Below are 19,115 nucleotides of genomic sequence, written 5' to 3'. Positions count from 1 at the left end.
TCTGATCATCAGTTATGCATGTAAGCCAGAATGTAAAATTGCAGTAGCTCGTAAATCACGATACCAACGTTCAACAGGGTGTTCTTTTGTGAAACCATGTCCCCCAAGAATTTGCACACCATCTGTACCAATTTTCATGGATTTTTCAGCACAAAGTAAACGAGCAAGGTAGGCTTCACGATGGAATGATTGACCTGCTTCAGCACGGCTTGCAGCATTCAAGATCAACATACGCATTGCATCAATTTCAATTGCCATATCTGCAATCATGAAAGCGACACTTTGACGGTGAGAAATCGGCTCTCCGAAAGCAGTTCGTTCATTGGCATATTTAATACAATAGGCTTTTACAGCGTCACAAGTACCAACAGCCATTGCACACCACATTAAATTTCCCAGATCTAAGAAAGCAGTGTAATCAAAGTCTGTTGCACCTAAGCGTAGAGCAGGAGTGTGATTAAAGCGTAAAGTTGCTGTTTCTGTCGCTTTAAGGCCCATAGCAGGCGTATTTTTGATAGAAATGCTATCGTTGCATTGCACTACAAATATATCTGGCTTGCCATTAAAGTCAGCACTTACTAAAAAGATATCGGCCAGATCACCTAAAATAACAAGTGTTTTTTCACCCTCAATATAGAATTGATCATTTTCAAGTGATGCTTTGGTTTTTAAAGTGTAAGGATTAAATGCTGGAGTTGCTTCTTGTACAGCAAAGGTTGCTGTAATGTCTGAGTCTTCTGCAAAACAAGGTAAGTACATGGACTGAACTTCGGCAGAACCCCAACGTGTAATTGCATTAATGACACTAAATGTACTGAGTAATCCAGCTGTAAGGCTAAAATCGCCTTCAGCCAATTTTTCAGCAATCAATAAGTTACTTACAATATTTTGTTCAGTTGCTACACCGCCTAATGCTTCTGGAAGTGCATAGTAGTTAAGACCTAGATCTTCTACATATTGCCAAAGACTTTCTGGAAACTGAGCAGTCTGATCTGCATCATGAGCTAACCCCAATAGAACTTCTTGAGCAAATTGAGACATTGCTTCGGAAGTCATTTGTTGTTCTTCGGTTAGGTTTAAATCAAACAGATTCTTGTTCTGCTGAGGTAGACGTTGTTGAGATATTGGCTTAGGTTTAAATGCTTTTTGAGTCTGGCTTAACGCTCTAAAACCAGCTTTTGAACCTTGATATAGGGATTTTTCAACAAATTTGCGTAACTTGAGTTGATCAAGTACATCGCTTCCAGCCAATTTAGTGATCAGCGATAAACCCAAACCCTGAGCTTTATTGATCATACTTGTCATGATTATGGTGTCCTAACACGTTGTTATTGTTTTATGCTGACACGCATTATAGTAAAAGACTATGTCGTTACTGACATTCAAAAAATGAGTGGATAAATGGTAGGTAAAAAATAAATGTATCTTAAGTGTTTGATTTTATTTATTTAAAATAATTTGGTTGTTGGGTAAGTAGGGATGTATTGACTAGAATGACATGGAATCATTCTAGCCGTTCACTAAATTAACCGAAGTTACGAATCATACGACGTACATTTGTTTTAGCATCAATGACCGTCATAAACGTATATGCCCCAATAAATTTACGGCTAATAAACATAAATTCTTTTGGAGGTACTGAGAAATAACGTGATGCCATTGATTTACTTGCTTGCTGCATAACACGGCTATGTAACTGACTTTTCTTCCAGTCATAACGCTCATGTTCATCCATAAGGCCAGCGGGCATATCTGGATTATTTGAAGGGGTGCTAAATGCTTCTGTTGCGAGTAAAAAAACATCGGCCATACCTGGCTTAATGCTTTCTGGCATTGCATCAAAAAATTCATAACCAGTCATTGCTTGTACCATCGCATGTTTATCATGTTGATAACCTGCCTGAATTAGATTACGGGCAACAGATAACAAGTGGTCATCAAACTGACGGATAGCACCAAAGTCTAATAATACAATCTTATCCTGAACATCTTGGCCATTACCTAAACGGACAAGGTAGTTACCGAAGTTAGGATCGGTTTGCATTTCGCCCCATTCAAAAATTTCACGAACAGCAATTTCTAATGAAGCTTCACCAAGCTGATTACGACGCTCTTGAGGCAAAGACAACATCACAGGGCTATTGATTGGAACACCGCGTTCGAAAGTCATGCAGAGTACTTGGTTGGTACAATACTCATCTACAATTGTAGGAACAATATAACGCTCGTCATCTTTTAAGCGTTCACCAAAGCGACGAGTAGTGGCAGCTTCAACATCATAGTCAACCTCACGATGCATCATCTCACGCACTTCATCAAACCACTGATCAAATTCACGGGTTTGTGGCACCATACGTGTCAGTTTAAGCATGTTTTTAAACAAGCTCATATCTGAATCAATTGCGTTCGCAACACCTGGATATTGAATTTTTAGAACTAATTCCAAGCCATCTGATTTACGTGTTGCACGGTGTACTTGTGCGAGAGAGGCGGTACCAATTGGCTCATGATCAATCGTTAAATCATTTAACTTAGCGCCCAATTGTTCTTGTAGATGTGGCTTAATTGCAGGCCAATCTAAAGCAACGGTTTGGTTATTTAGGGTATTTAATGCTTGTGTAATCTCTTCTGGTAAAAAATGTTCACCATAAAGAGCCATCATTTGCCCAATTTTAACAATAGAACCCTTAAGTTTACCTATTTCAGAAACCAGATAATTAGCTTGTTCGCTCATCGCTTTTTTACGTTTCTTTTCTTTGTCTTCCTCATTAGAAAAAATAGAAGAAGCACTTGCAGTTGCCCAACGTGTTCCTGCAAGTAAAGAAGCTTTCGCGATTGATAAGCGTCGATCCATGGAAGAAGTTTTTAAACTCTTAAGCTTATCTTTCTGATTTGACATGAAAATAGAATCCTATGCGCATCATGCAGCCAAACGCTGTGATCTAAAATTGTAACGAATATTACATGTTTTGAGCGTATTAAAATAGTTCTCTCAGACTGAATGATAGGTCGAAATCACCATCTTTATTTCATTAACTACTAAATAGCCTAAGCAATTTATAAATTTAAGAAATTAAGAGCATTCAGATGAGTAAAACTAAGATAAAACGGACCTTTGATAACAAAATGGATTACATTTTAAATTGAATCTTTAATTCAGATTTCTGCATCAAATGAAGGCGATTATTCTGAATATGTTGCAATAACATCTGTTTGACTGAATCATGCATGAAACCAAGTGCATGAGCTTTTACGATAATGATGCTAGGCAGGGTATAAAAGAAGTACTTAACATCATCAAGAGTTGCATTATTAAAAATACCTTGTTCAATTAACGTCTGCTGCAAAAACTGCTTTTCGTTTAATACAGAATCTGAAGATTCATCCCAAAAACGGTGACGCATAGCCATCAGATTGTTGTGTTTATAACTCATAAAATTGCCAGCTCAGACTTCAAATCTAAATAAAATATATGGAGTCGAGCAACGAATATCAAGTTGAGATTATTTTTTCTTCAGTTGCTGATTGAATTTTTATGTAAATCTTGTAAATAGCCTAAGCAAATTTAAAATTTTTTTTAAAAAAACTATAATCGAAACAATTTCATCTATAACACCACTTATCATGACTCCTGCATGTAAATTGTTAAAAAGTAATAAAATCGAATTTTCTATTCATGAATATGAACATGATTCAAATGCCAAAAGTTTTGGATTAGAAGCAGCTGAAAAATTAGATTTAGATGTAAACGAAGTATTTAAAACTCTAATGGTAAGTGATGATAAAAATTATTTCGTTGCTGTCTTGCCGGTTAATCACCAATTAAATTTAAAAAAAGTAGCTACGGCGTTTGGATGTAAAAAGTTACAAATGGCTAATCCTAAAGATGCTGAACGTTTAACGGGATATTTGGTAGGAGGAATTAGCCCTTTAGGCCAAAAGAAACGTTTAAAAACTGTCATTGATGCATCAGCACAAAACTTTAGCAAAATTTATGTCAGTGGCGGAAAAAGAGGGCTGGATATTGGTTTAAATCCTAAAGATTTAGCACAGCTTTTAAATGCTCAATTTGTTGATGTGCTTGATCAGTAAGAAAAGTTTAAAGGAATACTCTAAGAACTAATCATTATTTTATCTTTATTGAGAAAATACTTTGTTGGGAGGTATAGCTAATTGCAGATACTTTTTTATTTTTCAAAAAAGAGATAAGCATAAATAATTGCGAAAAAGCTTGAACTATTAAATGAAAATGATTATCATTATTTTTAATGGCGATGTAGTCCTAATCCCGATAAGGGGGAGGAGATTGATTGCAATATAAAGCCCATGTTCTAAGTTTATGCTCATTTTCTAATGAAATTTAGAGTTATACCAGAAGCTTAAATAAGAAGAACAGGAAAGGCGAGTTGATTTCTGGTATGTGACACCTGCAAGACATTATAAAAATATGCGGGTTCAAGCAGCGGTAAATGGAACTAAGAAAAATAAATACTATCAGCGCAATAAAAAGAATAAACCAAGAGTAGCAAGCGAGGATGGCTTGCTACTCTTGTATTTAAAGTTAGTTTCATACTTATTTATATTGTTCAACCTTTTTAGAGTTTTAGCTCTGCTCAGTAACAGATTACTTATATTTTTGATTAAAAAATGACCACTAGTGTTTCATTTATTAACATCCTGTCTTTTTAGCCAATTTTTTGTATACCCTGAATAAAACATGATCAAAAAAGAGGTAAAAGCGTGCTTATTTTTCATGGAAAACCTGTTCATGGAGCAATTTTTGATATGGATGGGACAATGTTTGATACTGAGAGGTTACGGTTTCAAACATTGCAACAAGCATCTCAAGAACTCATTGGACAGGAATTTTCACACGAATATTTAATGCAATGTTTAGGTTTAAGTGCAACTACTGCTGAACAATTGGCTCAACGTTTGTATGGTGTGAATGTTCCATATAAAGAGATACGAAAAAGAGCCGATGAGATGGAGCTTGAATATATACGAAAACACGGCGTTCCTATCAAGAAGGGTTTAGTTCAAGTTTTAGAACGTTTAAGAAAATCAGATTTAAGAATGGCTGTGGCTACTTCAAGTCGTAGAGCAATTGCCGAAGAATATTTAATTAACGCGAATGTTTATAAATTTTTTGATGTAATTACTTGTGGGGATGAAGTACAAAATGGAAAGCCTCATCCTGAAATATTCCTAAAAGCAGCAAGTCAGCTTCATTTAGATGCTAACCAATGTTTAATGTTTGAAGATTCTGAAAATGGCTTAACGTCAGCTCACTCATCGAAAGGTCTAACAATTTTATTAAAAGATATTAAAGAACCAAATGATGAAATGTTGGCAAAAGCCGATTTTTATTACGATCAGATGTATGACTTCTTAACGGATCTCGACCAATTTATTCCTGTTATGGATATGCCACAAGGACAAGAGTCTTTTCCACAAAGCCTAAATCAACTTACCGTTGGCATACACGGTTTTGGTGCTATTGGCGGCGGATATATAGCGCAAATCTTGTCACACTGGGATGGATACACAAAACCAAGACGTATTATTGCTTCTACTCGTAATAGTCTATTCCGTGAAGCTGTAAATGCGTTTGGAACTTATAGCATTCGCTATGGACAGTTTTCTTATGATGAACGCATTGAAAATATGACAATTGTTGATTCTGACAATGAACAGCAAATGTTAGAGATGTATACCCATTCAAGTTTGATTGCACTATGTTTGCCTGAACAAGCTATTGAAGTTGAGTCAAAAACGATTGCAAAAGGTTTATACGCTCGTTTTAACTCGGCACTCGAAACATGTATAGAACCTTTAACTTTTTTAATTATTTTAAATAAAGTTGGCGCAAAATATTTGGTGATGAAGCATCTTAGAGAAGCACTTTTAGAACTAACTAATGATGAAGACGTGACGGAGCATATTTTAAAAGAACATTACTTTTGCGACACCGTTGTAAATCGTATGGTTTCAAAATTGTCTAATCAAAATTTATATCGTCAGCTTCGCATTAAGCATCATTTTCTTGAACAGCATTTATCTGATGTGGAACATGAAGAGCAGGTCGAAATTGAAGATTGCAATAAACTGACTCAAGATCAGCAAAATCAGGCCTCTTTATATGTAGATAACATGCGTCGTAATTTTCAGCCGGGACATATATTACAAAGCATGGATCTAATCTTGTTCCATAGCGAAACTGATATGCCAATTTATGTAGAAAAAGGTAGCCCTTTACTCGAAAAATTGCGCCAAGTTGTGTTGGTTGAGCAAATTACAGATATTCAATTAATCAAAAACCGGCTGTGGAACGGCGTACACGCGATGCTTGCTTGGTATGCATCTTTACTGGGTTATGATTCTATTGGTGTTGCTATGGGTGATAGCTCTGTTAAAGCATTTGCAGAGAATTTGATTACAGAAGTAAAGCAAGGACTTGCAATCGTATTACCTAACTATGCAAAAGATCTAGATCGACTTGCACAGAGTTTTCTAGATTCATGTGAATATGCATTTAAAGATCCGTGTCAGCGTGTTGCGCGAGATCCGCTACGTAAACTTGGTCACAATGAACGGGTAATAGCTTCAATTGTGGTGAATATAGGTCATGATTTACCCTATAAAAACTTATTAAAAGGTGCTGCTTTAGGTTATGCCTATGCAATTCAATTTTTAGAAATTGATGAGACTGATGTGTTTAAACATTTACAGCAGCAAATTCAGAACTTGGACATGAGTACAGTTCAGAAAAGACAGCTGGAAGTTGAGTTGACACAATTAATTCAATATTTATTTTCTGAACAAGGTAAGCAACCTTTGAACATGAATATTATTAACTCCAAAACTACACATACTCAATATGCTTAAATTCGTTCAATGAATTAAGACTCTACAACTAAAAGGCAAACATGCTTTAATACAAAAATTGAATCATTTTGAATTAAAGCTGTGTTGCTAAAACCTTCGACATCCATGGTGCCAACATCTATACGGGACTATCCAGAATGGCACCTTGGGCGTCAAAACTATGCTTTATGGTATCTGGAAATTAATGATCAAAAATTAATTGATTATTTAGATGGATTGCGCAGGCATTTTTCAGATTTTTTGTTAGAACCGAATACTCGCCAATATCATGTCACATTGTTTATATGTGGTTTTTTGACTGATGAATCTAAACTTTATAAAGATGATTTTAGTTTTAGTGAGTTTGAGCAACAGAGAGAAATTTTAAGAAAAGAGGATTTTGCTCCATTTCATTTAAAAATTGGAGCAGTTGATAGTTTTAGTAGTGCTTTATTTGTAGAAATTCAAGATGCCGAAAATATCTTATTTCTAATACGACAAAAGCTAGGCACGGTTTCTAATGAAATTGCGGCTTTAGATTATTGCCCACATATCACCTTGGGTCTGTATAAAGAAAATTATAATAGTGATTTGATTTTGCAAAAAATTTCTGAATTACCTGTACAATATAAGCACGCTGAATTTGAACTTAAAATTGAGCATTTGACGTTTGGTTATTACCAGGCTCAAACTTTACAAGGTAAGTTATATCCATATCAGCATTTATTTTTAGGTGATTCATGTTGCAACTAATTTTGGGTGGTGCTCGTTCTGGTAAAAGTCGACTGGCTGAACAAACGGCAATAGCTACGCAATTAGCTGTGACTTATGTCGCGACGGCGCAAGCGCTTGATCCAGAAATGCAAAACCGAATTGCACACCATCAAAATCAGCGTCCTGCTCACTGGTCTTTGATTGAAGAGCCATTATTTTTGGCAAAAACTTTGCAAAAAATTGATCGACCTAATCAAATCATTCTGGTGGATTGTTTAACGCTATGGCTAACGAATTTATTACTTTTAGATGATCAAAACGTTCAAGAGTTTGAATGTGAGCAACTAATAGACGTTTTACCTAAGCTTCAATCAGAAATTATTTTAGTCAGTAATGAAACTGGTCTGGGGGTTGTGCCGTTAGGCGAGATTAGCCGTCGTTTTGTAGATGAATCAGGAAGACTGCATCAAGCTTTAGGACAAATTGCAGATAAGGTTATGTTTTGTGTGGCTGGTTTTCCAATGATTTTAAAAGGTGAGAAGTAAAATGAACTGGTGGTTAGAATCTGTACAGCAACCTAATTTGGAAGCAAAACAACAAGCTGAGCAACATCAACTCCAACTCACCAAACCTACAGGTGCATTAGGTGATTTAGAGCAGATTGCAATTACACTTGCCAGTTTACAGTCCAATGCTCATCCTCAAGTTAACTATCCATGGATCACAGTTTTTGCAGGCGATCATGGCGTGGTTGAAGAAAATATCTCTGCATATCCTCAAGCTGTCACACGCCAAATGTTGCAAAACTTCACAACTGGTGGTGCAGCAATTAGTGTAATTGCTAAATATCATCAAGCTCATTTGCAAGTCATTGATTGTGGCACAGTAGGCGAAGCATACGAATATGTCGGTGTTGAACGTCATTGTATTCGTGCTGGGACGGCAAATTTTGCCAAACAAGTGGCAATGAATGCTGAAGAATGTCGTGCTGCTTTAGAGTTGGGGAAAAAGAGCGTAGATACAGCTAAAGCCGACGGCGCAGATATTTATATTGCGGGTGAAATGGGAATTGGAAATACCTGTTCTGCTTCTGCCTTAGCATGTCTTTTATTAAATGATACGGCTGAGCAATTAACTGGTGTTGGTACAGGAATTGGTGCCGATCAGTTAAGACATAAAATTGAAGTGATTGAACAGGCAATAGAGCGTCACTACCAACATGTGATTGGGGATGCGTTTAAAATCCTAAGTGCTGTAGGCGGCTTGGAAATTGCGGCGATAACCGGTGCTTACATTCGATGTGCTCAAATTGGCTTACCTGTAATTGTGGATGGCTTTATTAGTTCGGTAGCTGCTTTATGTGCAGTACGAATGAATCCTAAAGTGCGTGACTGGATGTTATTTGGTCATCAATCGGCGGAATATGGCCACCGTCGCATTTTGCAAGAACTCAATGCCCAGCCAATTTTAAAGATGAATTTGCGTTTAGGTGAAGGTAGTGGAGCAGCAGCTGCTTTGGCATTAGTTAAAATGGCATGTGTATTACACAACCAAATGGCTACCTTTGCTCAAGCTGCTGTAAGTGGAGACAAAATTGAGTAAATTGAAAATTGATTTACTCAGACATGGAGAAAGTCAGTTTAGCCATACTTTACGTGGCCATTTAGATGATGACCTAACACCAAAAGGTTGGCAGCAAATGCAGTCAACCATTGAGCAAGACATAAACCAGACATGGGATGTCATTGTAAGTTCTTCGTTAAAACGCTGTGCATGTTTTGCAGAGCAACTTGCTAAAACAACTGAACTGCCTTTGCTTTTAAATCATGATTTAAAAGAAATGTTCTTTGGAGACTGGGAAGGCATTTCAACTCAGCAAATTTATGAAACTTCACCAGAATTGCTGGCAAATTTTTGGCAGAAACCGAGTCAATATTACCCGCCTGGGGCAGAAACATTAATGCAATTTCAAACAAGGGTTCTTAAAGGCTTTCAGGAACTACTTGTAGAGATGCAAAACCAAAACTGGCAACACGCATTGGTTGTTACCCATGGCGGTGTCATTAAGCTATTGGCTTGTTTAGCCAAGCAACAACCTTTAGATGATTTACTTAAAATGCCAGCAGAACTTGGGAAATTATATTCTCTCGAATTTTCTGAAATGGATGGTCAATTAACTTTTATGCTGAGATAGCAAATTTATATTTCTATACACTTGTAAGTTATTATTTTTATAAAGATATTTGAAGTCATGTAATCGTACTGTCATTGCTAAAAATTAAGCTATGGGCATTTCTTATTAATAACTTATCAGACTTATGAATATTTTATTTAAAATGACGATGCTTGCAACATCATTATTTCTTGTGGCCTGCAACAATAATGACGATCAAGATGATCAACCAACGACACCACCTACAACCCAATCAAAGTATTATCAAACCAAAACGCCTTACCAACCACAACAAGATTTAAAAAGCTATGAACAGGCACCAAATGGATTCCAGCCAGTTTTTACAGAGTTAGTGGCGCGTCATGGTTCAAGAGGTTTATCAAGTCTCAAATATGATTTAGCACTTTATAATTTATGGAAGCAAGCAAAAGCAGAAAATGCCTTAACGCCTTTAGGTGAGCAATTAGGTGCTGATTTAGAAGCAATGATGAAAGCCAATATTCTGTTAGGTTATGGAGTCGAAGGCATTCGACAGTATGGTTATGGGAATGAAACCATGACGGGTATTTTAGAGCACCGCGGTATTGCAGATCGGTTATTACAACGCTTACCCAATCTTTTAAATCCGCAAGCAGGTATATTGGTTCAAAGTTCAGGTGTCGATCGTGCGGTAGATAGTGCTAAATTTTTCACTGCTGAACTTATTAAACAACAACCACAACTTAAAGATAAAATTGTTCCAACTTCTTATACCAGTTTATCGAGTGCAAGCATTCCAAGTGTTATAGATGGCGGAGTTGACCGTTTTAAACTTTATTTCCATAGCTTGAATGCAGATGAAGACTTAACACAGCCACTCAGTGCTAGTCAGCAGAAAATTTATGATGCAAGTCAGGCCTATCAAGATTTTGAAGAAAATAATAATGATTTAGCCCAAAAGTTAGATGAGTTATCAAAAAATACTCAAGCTGAAAAAACTGCTCAGACTGTACTCAACCCGATTTTTAAAGCAGACTTTATTAAAAAATTGGGTACAGCGGGTTATAGCTTTAGTAATACAGGGTCTTTTACCGTAACTTCGCCAAAAGGTGAGCAAATTACAGAAAAAGGTAAGGGTAAAAACACTATCGCCAGTGCAGTTGATGCAGCAGCTTATGTGTATGAGCTCTATTCGATTTCTGGTGGCATGAAAGATGAGCTAAAAGGTATCGATTTTGATAAGTATATGCCTGTTGAAGCCGCAAAATTCTATGCTGAATTTAATGATGCCAATGATTTTTACGAAAAAGGCCCAAGTTTCACAGAGTCAAATCTAGTCACGAGTGAAATTGCACAAGGCTTAAAACAAGATATGTTCCAACAAGTTGATGCTGTTGTGAATAAAGCCCAACCTTACAAAGCGGTTTTACGTTTTGCCCATGCTGAAATTATTATTCCTCTGGCCACCAGCCTAGACTTACATAATATGATGCAGCCTTTACCACTTCGCCAGACTTATAACTATTCAACAAGCACATGGCGTGGAGAAGTAGTTTCACCTATGGCTGCCAATGTGCAGTGGGATATTTATCAAAATGGCCAAGGCAATACTTTGGTAAAAATGCTTTATAACGAAAAAGAAACTTTGTTTAAGTCTGCATGTAACTATGCGCGCTATAGCCCAACCAGTTTCTACTACGACTACATAAAATTGAAACAGTGCTATCAAATACAATAGATTTTCAGTTTTCTGAAGTCTTTAATGGGAATAGGGATTGCTATTCCCATTTTTATTTCTTCATAATTCAAAATGTTTTTAAATATAGATCAGTTAGAGATTTGGATATGACACCTTTTTGGATTGCATTGCAATTTTTAACTGTTCTACCGATAGAGCTAAAGACAATGCCGACGGCGCAACAAAATGGTCGAGCTATTTTGTTTTATCCATTGGTTGGACTCATTATTGGTGGCATCCTTTTTCTTATTGCATGTTTGTTCGCAAAATTACCAATTCTTCTACTTACCGCTATCATAATGACTTTATGGATTTGGCTAACAGGCGGTTTGCATTTAGATGGGCTGGCAGATACGGCAGATGCGTGGGTAGGTGGTTTTGGAGACAAGCTACGTACTTTACAAATTATGAAGGATCCAAGTTGTGGCCCAATTGGAGTACTGAGTTTAGTTGTTATATGTCTGCTCAAGTCCGCACTGGTCTATGTACTGATTGAACAACATCAAACGCTATTTTTAATATTGGTTCCTGCACTTGGGCGCCTTGTGCCATCAATTTTGTTTTTAACTACGCCATATGTTCGAGAAAAAGGTTTAGGCCGTTCATTGACTGATCATTTACCCGAAACAGCGTCTTGGATAATAACTGGGTTAGTTTTGCTGATACCTTTATATTGGGGATGGCAAGGCCTAATCGCCGTGATTGGCTTTTTAATGAGCCTTGTTTATTTAAGACATCTGTTTATAAAACGTATTGATGGTATTACAGGCGACACTGTGGGGGCCGCGATTGAGCTTAGCGAAACTGTGCTGCTTTTTGCTTTTGTAGTAAGTTATTTTTATTTATAAATAGTAAAACTTTTAAACGCTATTACGGCTTATCTAGAAATTTCATTAAAATAAAAAGCCCTCAAAAATGAGGGCTTAATCGATATTCTTAAAAAGATGAATTAACGATTTGGTAAAACGTCTTTTAAAGCTTCATGCATTTCAAGTAATGTTTTTTCAGTGGTTTCCCAGTCAATACAGCCATCAGTCACTGATTTACCATATTCTAGGTCACAAAGATTTTCAGGAATATCTTGGCGGCCGCCTTTTAAGTGACTTTCAACCATAAGACCAACAATTGACTTATTACCATCTAAAATTTGTTCAGTAATATTTTTAAGAACAAGTGGCTGTAAGTACGGGTCTTTATTTGAGTTCGCGTGACTCGCATCAATCATGATTTTATTGCTAACTTTTGCTTTCGCTAAAGCATTTTCTGCTTCTTCAACAGAGCCAGCATCATAGTTAGGTTTACCATTACCACCACGTAATACAACGTGTGCATAAGGGTTACCATTAGTATTAATAATTGAAACTTGACCGTCTTCGTTAAGGCCTAAGAAACTATGACCATATTTAACAGACTGCATAGCATTGGTGGCAACAGTTAAACCGCCGTCTGTACCATTTTTAAAACCAACTGGTGATGATAGACCAGAAGACATTTCACGGTGAGTTTGGCTCTCGGTTGTACGTGCACCAATTGCAGACCATGAAATTAAGTCTTGGTAGTATTGTGGAGAGTTAGGGTCAAGTGCTTCAGTTGCACATGGCAAACCTTTTTCATTTAACTCAAGCAATAGTTTACGACCAATACGTAAACCTTTTTCGATGTTAAATGAATCATTCATATCAGGGTCATTGATTAGACCTTTCCAACCAATTGTCGTACGTGGTTTTTCAAAATAAACACGCATAACTAAATACAATGAATCTTTAACTTTTTCGCTTAGCACTTTTAAGCGATCGGCATATTCGTGAGCAGCTTTCGGGTCGTGAATAGAGCAAGGACCAATAACGACAAACAAACGTTTATCTGAACCATCTAAGATATTACGAATAGTTTCGCGACCTTTTAGAACGGTTTGTGAAGCAACATCAGATAAAGGCAACTCTGATTTAAGCTCAGCTGGTGTTACAAGAGTTTGAATGCTTTTAATATTAACGTCGTCGATATCGGGCTTGGAAACGGATTTTGAATTTGTATTCATTGCTGTCACTGGTTCGATCATACTAAAGGTTGTTTTGTGTACTGAATATACCATGAAATAATTATGAAAATCCTACATCTCATGGTATTTCAGTTTGGAAAAATCTTATTGATTTTGCTATCTTTCAGTTGGATTGCTTGTTTTTTCAGCAATCACGGCTTGTTGTTGTACCACAGGGGCTTTTGGTTTTGCTTTGACCGGGTTAACCATAAAATTAACACCGAGAGCAAATAGGGTAATCCCTAAAATTTTTCGGATTAAACGTTCAGGCATGCGAGAACTAATAAGCGTACCTACAATAATTGCTGGAATCGAACCCACTAATAACCACATAAGAAGCGTAAAGTCGACGTTACCAGCACTCATGTGTCCGAGGCCGGCCACTAAAGTAAGCAATACCGCATGTACCACATCTGAACCAATAATTCGAATCATTGGCAAGTTAGGGAACATGATCACGAGTGCCATAATGCCAAATGCACCAGCACCAACAGATGAAAGCGTTACGAATACGCCTAAAATAATACCCATAATAATGATGTAGAGGCGTTTATGGTGAATAGCCAATTGCTCATTTTCTGTTTGGGTTACTTCTTTATTTCTGAATTTATTGAAGAATTTTTCAATACGTGAACGAAAGATAATTGAAACACCAGTCAGAGTTAGCATAAACCCTAAAACCATGGTTAACACAGCTTTATAATGAGTTGACTGACTTAAATAATGTTCAAGTATCCAAGTGGTAGCGAAAGATGCTGGAATACTACCCACTGCAAGCCATAAAACAATTGGCCAGACAATATTGAGTTTTCTAGCGTGAACCATTGAGCCACAAAATTTTGAGATTGCGGCATAAAGTAAATCGGTACCAATTGCGATATGAGGTTCAATTCTAAAAAGGCCAATTAAAATTGGTGTCATTAATGATCCACCACCAACTCCTGTAATCCCTACACAGAAACCAACTAACATACCCGCTAAGATAAATTCAAAAGCACCAGACATCTTTATCGCCACTTATCACGAAACGCCCATATCTTATTCCTTTTAGAGATAAACAGTTGTCATGAATAATGATTTACTTATGCAAAAAAAAGCTAAGCAATCAAAATATTGCTTAGCTTGAGCTATTTTTCATCAAATTATTATAGTCTAAGATTATTTTGATGGTTTTAATGGGTTAAGTAGAAGTATGAGACCAAAAGTTAACGGCGTTGCAAAGATCCACCAACTGACAAAACCAATTGAAAAATTATAATGTCGAATCAGAATATATGCGCATAAAACAAACAATATGAATGCAGCTATCTTAAAGTGCTGGTAATATTTTTGAGCTAATGATTTGAAATGGCCTGTTGATTTTGGCGATCGATATTTTTCACTCGCCATAAATAACAAATACATTCCTACTAAGATTAAGATGAAAGCTATAAAGATCATGAGCTCACCTCAGTATTTAATTTATTCAGCTTCTTTTGAATTTTTTCTACAGCTTTATGCTGAATAGGTTGAATTTTGCAGAATATAAAAATTGCTAAAGCTGCAAAGATCCATAAAAACACATCTATACATGCAAATGTCAAATAGTTATTGAAGCTTTCAACATAATCATGCTTGAGCAAATAAATTAGATTTAAGACTGGAAGCGCCATACAAAGCAGAATAAAAATACTAAGTTGAGTTCGCCATAAATATTGTTTTTTAGTGACTAAAGCAATGATTAAGCTGATTAGCCAGACTAAGAAAAAACTATAAATTTCATAATTGATTGTGGTTGAAGTGACTGTAAATAATCGATTCGCACTTAAATAGGCGACAGTTGCACACGGCAGTCCTACAAAAGTTGCGACATTTAAACGGTCAACTAAATAGTGTCCAAAGTGAAACTTACTGTTCTTATTTTGAATTTGGCGTTTAAGGCTCCAGAGTAGCAAACCAGAGGCAATCATGACACAACCTAAAATGCCCGAGAAAAAGAACCCTAAGCGAAGTAAAGGTTGGGCAAATGTTGCCATGTGTAGACCGTAAACTCCCGCATTCAGTGTTGCAATAGCACTATTATTACGTGTGTCTGCTAAGACTTTGCCTGTTGAAGCATTCAATGTAATTTGAGCCTGATTCCGGGTAATTGAATGATCTTCATTTTGAATAAAGGTAATTTGCGCCTGATTGGTATTTGGATTTTTTACACTAATTGTCGATAAAGTTTGATTTCCCCAATTTTGTTGCACTTGGCTTAATAACTTTTCGATAGATAAGTTCTGAGCTGGCTGTATCGATTGGTTCTCAAGCACATTGTTTGTACGTATTTCGGTAAAATATTGATATGGATTTTCAGGATAAAGCTTTTGCATTCCCCAAGGCAGATACAAATAAAAGAAAATGGCTAGGCCTGTAAATGTAATGGTTAAAAAGAAAGGTAGGGCAATCACCGAAGAAATATTATGAAAGTCTAGCCATGAACGCTGAGACTTAAATGTACGCAAAGTAAAAAAGTCGGTGAATATTTTTTTATGGGTAATAATGCCTGAAACCAAGGCAATCAACATAATAAATGCGGCAAGACATACTATTAATCGTCCAAGTAATATTGGGACGCCAAAAAGTTGGTAATGGAATCGGTAAAAAAAGTCGCCGCCTAACGTTGCCGAAAGTTGAAGCTCTTGACCTGTGTTTGCATCAAGTGTGGTATTGCCATAACCGCCGTCTGATTTTTCCCAATACATGGTGTTTACTGGACTTTCTGGTGTAGCAACAGTTAAATACCAAGATTTGGCATCTGGAGCATGGTCTTGTAAGTATTGATAGGCTGTTTTAATAGCAATATCTTGCTTTACTTCATATTGCGCAAGTGGAGGCTGCATCCATAAATTAATTTCGTGGCGGTAATAAGACAAACTTCCCATTAAGAAAATGGCAAATACGAGCCATCCAAAAATTAAGCCAGTCCATGAGTGTAGCCATGCCATAGATTGACGTATACCTTTATGCATAACCCACCATACGCGTTGCAAAAAAGAAAAGGGCACATAGAACGACTGATAGCCCAGTGAGTTTCAAAAGTGATTGAATGCAAAAACCTATAATCACGAACACTACGTAAAATAGAATTGCTATAAATGATGCGAGATAGATAGCTTCAGCTTTGTCGAGGGTCAAAAGGAGAATTCCAGTGAGTCCAAGACTTAAATACGCCATACAGGCAAAACCCATACCGAAAACCAGCAAGAATCGATAGAAAACTTTTATGCGATATGACACAGGGAGATTTACAGTTTTGGACATCTTTAATGACACATAAACAAAGAGTAATAAGAAAAGCCAATCCCTAAATTGGGATTGGCTACGATATTAATATTTAAACTTTACAGCAACTGTATAGTTCGCTGGGGCTCCATAGTAACCTTGACCACCAGATAAACCTGTCAAATATTTTTCATTTGTCAGATTGTTTCCATTCACTTGGAACAGTACATGTTCGTTTAAATCATAACTGGCCATAACGTTAAGCAATGCATATGCATCTTGTTTTACAGTGGAGTAAGAGGTGTCATGTATATCATCTTGCCATTTAATGCTTGCACCAACTTTTAACTTTGGAATTTCTGGAACAGTATAAGAAGCTAAAACGTTAAGAGTTTGAGTCGGGATATTAGGTCTGCCTCTTTCACCTGTTTCCATATTTTTTAGACTAAATGTTGAAAAACCAAAAACCAAATCTAAGTTATCAGTTAATTTGCCTGTTAATCCAACCTCAACCCCTTGTGATCTAATCGTACCAATTGGTGATGAGTATTTGTTGTAAAGCGGATCCCATAATGGGTTTAGCGCAAAATTATCTTCATCTGTTCTAAATATGGCAATATTTCCTGTTAAAGCACCATCTAACCAAGAGCTTTTTACACCTACTTCATAACTTTCACCCTCTACTGGTACAGCTGTTTGCTTAGTAGAAAGATCGATAACAGTTTGCGGCCTAAAAATAGAGGTATAACTCATATAACCTGTGTATTCAGGAGTAAAGTTATATGTGATACCGGCATATGGAGAAACTTTATTCTTTTTATATTCCAGAGTGTCGATTTCAGTGTAATTGGCACCTAAGATAAATTTGAGATCCTCACCTAAATGAAGACGAGTCGCACCGTAAACAGATTTCATTGTTCTTTCTTCTGGGGCAGCAGAATTGAATTCTCCCCAAGTTGGTTCATCAGGAGTCCAGCTTGGTAAGTCTGTGGTAATAACACCTAAACTGCTACCATAAGAATAAACACTTTGAGCACTATACTTTGACCAGTTATAACCAATATTTGCTTCGTGTTGCTGCCCTAATAAATTAAAGGTACCTTGAATATCTGCATTAGCAGTCGTTTCTTTAAATTTTTGATTATAAATTTCTGGATAGAGTGAAATACCAGATGTATTGTCAGTAGCAGAAGGAAAACCACTGAGATAAAGCATTTTATCTTTAACATCTGATTTTTTTAGGTTATAGCCTAATCTTAACTTCCAGTCTCCCCATAACTTTTGTTCAATATTGGCAAAATAATTATCTATTTCCCAATCGTAGTATGTCCATGACGGTGCATAATTATAGCTACGAGAATAACTTAATGGTTCACCTTTTGAGTTAACCAAGGGTAGTGCACCCCATTGAGAACCATTAGCGTATTGACGAGTTTTCGAATATCCTGCTGAAACATTTGTTGTGTCTGTAACGTCAGCTTCTAAAATTCCTTGAAATCCATTTTTTTCTTCAGAATAGCGGTCTAGATAAGAATCTCCTACTTTCTCATAACCTACGAGACGCCCTCGTACTCGTCCATCTTGTGTAAGAGAACCTGAGATATCAGCTTCATAGCGTTGTGTATCCCATGAACCATAGCTTACCCCAGCATTTGCTTGAAATTCTTTAGTAGGACGTTTACGGATATAGTTAATTGTAGCGCCAGGATCCCCTAGAGCATTTGTTAGGGCATCAGCACCTTTGACAATTTCAACACGATCGTAGAAATAACTATCTGCATCACTATTATTATAGTTATAGCTGTCAACTTGAGGGATACCGATTCCATCAACCAAAATGTTTGAAATATCAAAACCACGAGCAGTATAAGTCGTTCGGTTTGTTTCTAATCCAGTTACAGTTACACCTGGTGTATTACTTAAAATGTCTCGTGTGGATGTTAAACCAAAATCTTCAATTTGTTGACGAGTGACTACGTTAATAGTTTGAGGAGTTTCTTTAGCCTCAATATTAAGCTTGGTTGCGCTACTTGAGTTTTTAACATTGTATGCTTTGGTCTGTTCAGAAGACTGCTCAGCACTTGTGGCTTTAACTTGAATGGTCTGTAAAGCTTGCACAGCAGCTGTATCTTGAGCATAAGAGAGGTTCGCATAACAAATCGCGCAGGCAATTACGGTAAGCTTAAATGGTCGAGGTGGGATATTCATAAGATTAAAGATAATGTAAATAATTCTCATTTATTTTATTGTTTGTGAATGTAAGCTACAATTCAAATTGCATTGTTAATTTAGATTAAAATATGGTGAATGAATGTAATTTTAGATAGTGTACGCAGTGGCCGCTTTTAGTGAGGATGCAT

Annotated in this window: 17 protein-coding genes; 8 read left to right on the top strand and 9 right to left on the bottom strand. The window is 36.6% G+C overall.

Annotated elements, in window-relative coordinates; genetic code table 11:
* Nucleotides 1–12: 12 nt before the first annotated feature.
* The 3 genes from AC07M3_RS02180 to AC07M3_RS02170 all read right to left on the bottom strand — a co-directional run bounded on the left by AC07M3_RS02180 (nucleotide 13) and on the right by AC07M3_RS02170 (nucleotide 3,434).
* Nucleotides 13–1,296, bottom strand: a complete 1,284-nt coding sequence (locus tag AC07M3_RS02180) for an acyl-CoA dehydrogenase family protein (RefSeq protein ID WP_171493664.1) — start codon at nucleotides 1,294–1,296, stop codon at nucleotides 13–15.
* A gap of 229 nt (nucleotides 1,297–1,525) precedes the next feature.
* Nucleotides 1,526–2,899, bottom strand: a complete 1,374-nt coding sequence (locus AC07M3_RS02175) for an ABC1 kinase family protein (protein WP_494566401.1) — start codon at nucleotides 2,897–2,899, stop codon at nucleotides 1,526–1,528.
* Nucleotides 2,900–3,131: 232 nt separating this feature from the next.
* Nucleotides 3,132–3,434: a hypothetical protein gene (locus AC07M3_RS02170; RefSeq protein WP_005047401.1), complete on the bottom strand. Its 303-nt coding sequence runs from the start codon at nucleotides 3,432–3,434 to the stop codon at nucleotides 3,132–3,134.
* A gap of 190 nt (nucleotides 3,435–3,624) precedes the next feature.
* Here AC07M3_RS02170 and ybaK point away from each other — a divergent pair, with 190 nt between their 5' ends.
* The 8 genes from ybaK (at nucleotide 3,625) to AC07M3_RS02130 (ending at nucleotide 12,319) form a co-directional block, all read left to right on the top strand.
* Entirely contained in the window at nucleotides 3,625–4,092 is a 468-nt protein-coding gene (gene ybaK, locus AC07M3_RS02165) for a Cys-tRNA(Pro) deacylase (protein ID WP_424612327.1), read from the top strand.
* 648 nt (nucleotides 4,093–4,740) lie between these two features.
* Nucleotides 4,741–6,888, top strand: coding sequence for a bifunctional mannitol-1-phosphate dehydrogenase/phosphatase (mtlD, locus tag AC07M3_RS02160; RefSeq protein ID WP_494566400.1), 2,148 nt, complete (start codon nucleotides 4,741–4,743; stop codon nucleotides 6,886–6,888).
* A 105-nt stretch (nucleotides 6,889–6,993) separates the two neighbouring features.
* A complete protein-coding gene (locus AC07M3_RS02155; RefSeq protein WP_494566903.1) occupies nucleotides 6,994–7,620 on the top strand; it encodes a 2'-5' RNA ligase family protein in 627 nt (208 codons plus the stop codon).
* The gene (gene cobU / locus AC07M3_RS02150; protein ID WP_494566399.1) at nucleotides 7,608–8,126 is read left to right on the top strand and encodes a bifunctional adenosylcobinamide kinase/adenosylcobinamide-phosphate guanylyltransferase; all 519 of its coding nucleotides are present in this window, start codon (nucleotides 7,608–7,610) and stop codon (nucleotides 8,124–8,126) included. Before AC07M3_RS02155 ends, cobU begins: the two co-directional genes overlap by 13 nt.
* Nucleotide 8,127: 1 nt before the next feature.
* Entirely contained in the window at nucleotides 8,128–9,183 is a 1,056-nt protein-coding gene (cobT, locus tag AC07M3_RS02145) for a nicotinate-nucleotide--dimethylbenzimidazole phosphoribosyltransferase (RefSeq protein ID WP_494566398.1), read from the top strand.
* A complete protein-coding gene (locus AC07M3_RS02140; RefSeq protein WP_494566397.1) occupies nucleotides 9,176–9,775 on the top strand; it encodes a histidine phosphatase family protein in 600 nt (199 codons plus the stop codon). Before cobT ends, AC07M3_RS02140 begins: the two co-directional genes overlap by 8 nt.
* A 124-nt stretch (nucleotides 9,776–9,899) precedes the next feature.
* On the top strand, nucleotides 9,900–11,471 hold the full coding sequence (locus AC07M3_RS02135; RefSeq protein ID WP_494566396.1) for a histidine-type phosphatase: 1,572 nt from the start codon (nucleotides 9,900–9,902) through the stop codon (nucleotides 11,469–11,471).
* A gap of 107 nt (nucleotides 11,472–11,578) precedes the next feature.
* A complete protein-coding gene (locus AC07M3_RS02130; protein ID WP_494566395.1) occupies nucleotides 11,579–12,319 on the top strand; it encodes an adenosylcobinamide-GDP ribazoletransferase in 741 nt (246 codons plus the stop codon).
* A 101-nt stretch (nucleotides 12,320–12,420) separates the two neighbouring features.
* On the opposite strand, the gene AC07M3_RS02125 is transcribed toward AC07M3_RS02130, so the two are convergent.
* The 6 genes from AC07M3_RS02125 to AC07M3_RS02100 all read right to left on the bottom strand — a co-directional run bounded on the left by AC07M3_RS02125 (nucleotide 12,421) and on the right by AC07M3_RS02100 (nucleotide 18,963).
* Nucleotides 12,421–13,509 carry a 3-deoxy-7-phosphoheptulonate synthase gene (locus tag AC07M3_RS02125; RefSeq protein WP_045432956.1) on the bottom strand — a complete coding sequence of 363 codons (1,089 nt, stop codon included), beginning with the start codon at nucleotides 13,507–13,509 and terminating at the stop codon, nucleotides 12,421–12,423.
* Between the two features lie 117 nt (nucleotides 13,510–13,626).
* Nucleotides 13,627–14,514 (bottom strand): sulfite exporter TauE/SafE family protein, encoded by an 888-nt coding sequence (locus AC07M3_RS02120; protein ID WP_494566394.1) that lies wholly within the window; start codon nucleotides 14,512–14,514, stop codon nucleotides 13,627–13,629.
* A 153-nt stretch (nucleotides 14,515–14,667) separates the two neighbouring features.
* Entirely contained in the window at nucleotides 14,668–14,949 is a 282-nt protein-coding gene (locus tag AC07M3_RS02115; protein WP_347018346.1) for a DUF1634 domain-containing protein, read from the bottom strand.
* On the bottom strand, nucleotides 14,946–16,502 hold the full coding sequence (locus tag AC07M3_RS02110; RefSeq protein ID WP_494566393.1) for a PepSY-associated TM helix domain-containing protein: 1,557 nt from the start codon (nucleotides 16,500–16,502) through the stop codon (nucleotides 14,946–14,948). Before AC07M3_RS02110 ends, AC07M3_RS02115 begins: the two co-directional genes overlap by 4 nt.
* Nucleotides 16,495–16,794, bottom strand: coding sequence for a hypothetical protein (locus AC07M3_RS02105; protein WP_244524324.1), 300 nt, complete (start codon nucleotides 16,792–16,794; stop codon nucleotides 16,495–16,497). Before AC07M3_RS02105 ends, AC07M3_RS02110 begins: the two co-directional genes overlap by 8 nt.
* Before the next feature lie 66 nt (nucleotides 16,795–16,860).
* Complete coding sequence (locus tag AC07M3_RS02100) at nucleotides 16,861–18,963, bottom strand: TonB-dependent siderophore receptor (protein WP_307009939.1); 2,103 nt, start codon at nucleotides 18,961–18,963, stop codon at nucleotides 16,861–16,863.
* Nucleotides 18,964–19,115 lie beyond the last annotated feature (152 nt).

The organism is Acinetobacter sp. GW821-FHT09D10, from assembly GCF_059416285.1.
The sequence above is the reverse complement of the archived record's forward strand: the minus strand, read 5'-3'. Positions and strand labels throughout refer to the sequence as shown.

Coding starts and splice junctions, on each gene's coding strand:
- AC07M3_RS02180 (WP_171493664.1), bottom strand. CDS start 1,296: ATGATCAATAAAGCTCAGGGTTTGGGTTTATCGCTGATCACTAAATTG.
- AC07M3_RS02175 (WP_494566401.1), bottom strand. CDS start 2,899: ATGTCAAATCAGAAAGATAAGCTTAAGAGTTTAAAAACTTCTTCCATG.
- AC07M3_RS02170 (WP_005047401.1), bottom strand. CDS start 3,434: ATGAGTTATAAACACAACAATCTGATGGCTATGCGTCACCGTTTTTGG.
- ybaK (WP_424612327.1), top strand. CDS start 3,625: ATGACTCCTGCATGTAAATTGTTAAAAAGTAATAAAATCGAATTTTCT.
- AC07M3_RS02155 (WP_494566903.1), top strand. CDS start 6,994: ATGGTGCCAACATCTATACGGGACTATCCAGAATGGCACCTTGGGCGT.
- cobU (WP_494566399.1), top strand. CDS start 7,608: ATGTTGCAACTAATTTTGGGTGGTGCTCGTTCTGGTAAAAGTCGACTG.
- cobT (WP_494566398.1), top strand. CDS start 8,128: ATGAACTGGTGGTTAGAATCTGTACAGCAACCTAATTTGGAAGCAAAA.
- AC07M3_RS02135 (WP_494566396.1), top strand. CDS start 9,900: ATGAATATTTTATTTAAAATGACGATGCTTGCAACATCATTATTTCTT.
- AC07M3_RS02130 (WP_494566395.1), top strand. CDS start 11,579: ATGACACCTTTTTGGATTGCATTGCAATTTTTAACTGTTCTACCGATA.
- AC07M3_RS02125 (WP_045432956.1), bottom strand. CDS start 13,509: ATGAATACAAATTCAAAATCCGTTTCCAAGCCCGATATCGACGACGTT.
- AC07M3_RS02120 (WP_494566394.1), bottom strand. CDS start 14,514: ATGTCTGGTGCTTTTGAATTTATCTTAGCGGGTATGTTAGTTGGTTTC.
- AC07M3_RS02115 (WP_347018346.1), bottom strand. CDS start 14,949: ATGATCTTTATAGCTTTCATCTTAATCTTAGTAGGAATGTATTTGTTA.
- AC07M3_RS02110 (WP_494566393.1), bottom strand. CDS start 16,502: ATGCATAAAGGTATACGTCAATCTATGGCATGGCTACACTCATGGACT.
- AC07M3_RS02105 (WP_244524324.1), bottom strand. CDS start 16,794: ATGTCCAAAACTGTAAATCTCCCTGTGTCATATCGCATAAAAGTTTTC.
- AC07M3_RS02100 (WP_307009939.1), bottom strand. CDS start 18,963: ATGAATATCCCACCTCGACCATTTAAGCTTACCGTAATTGCCTGCGCG.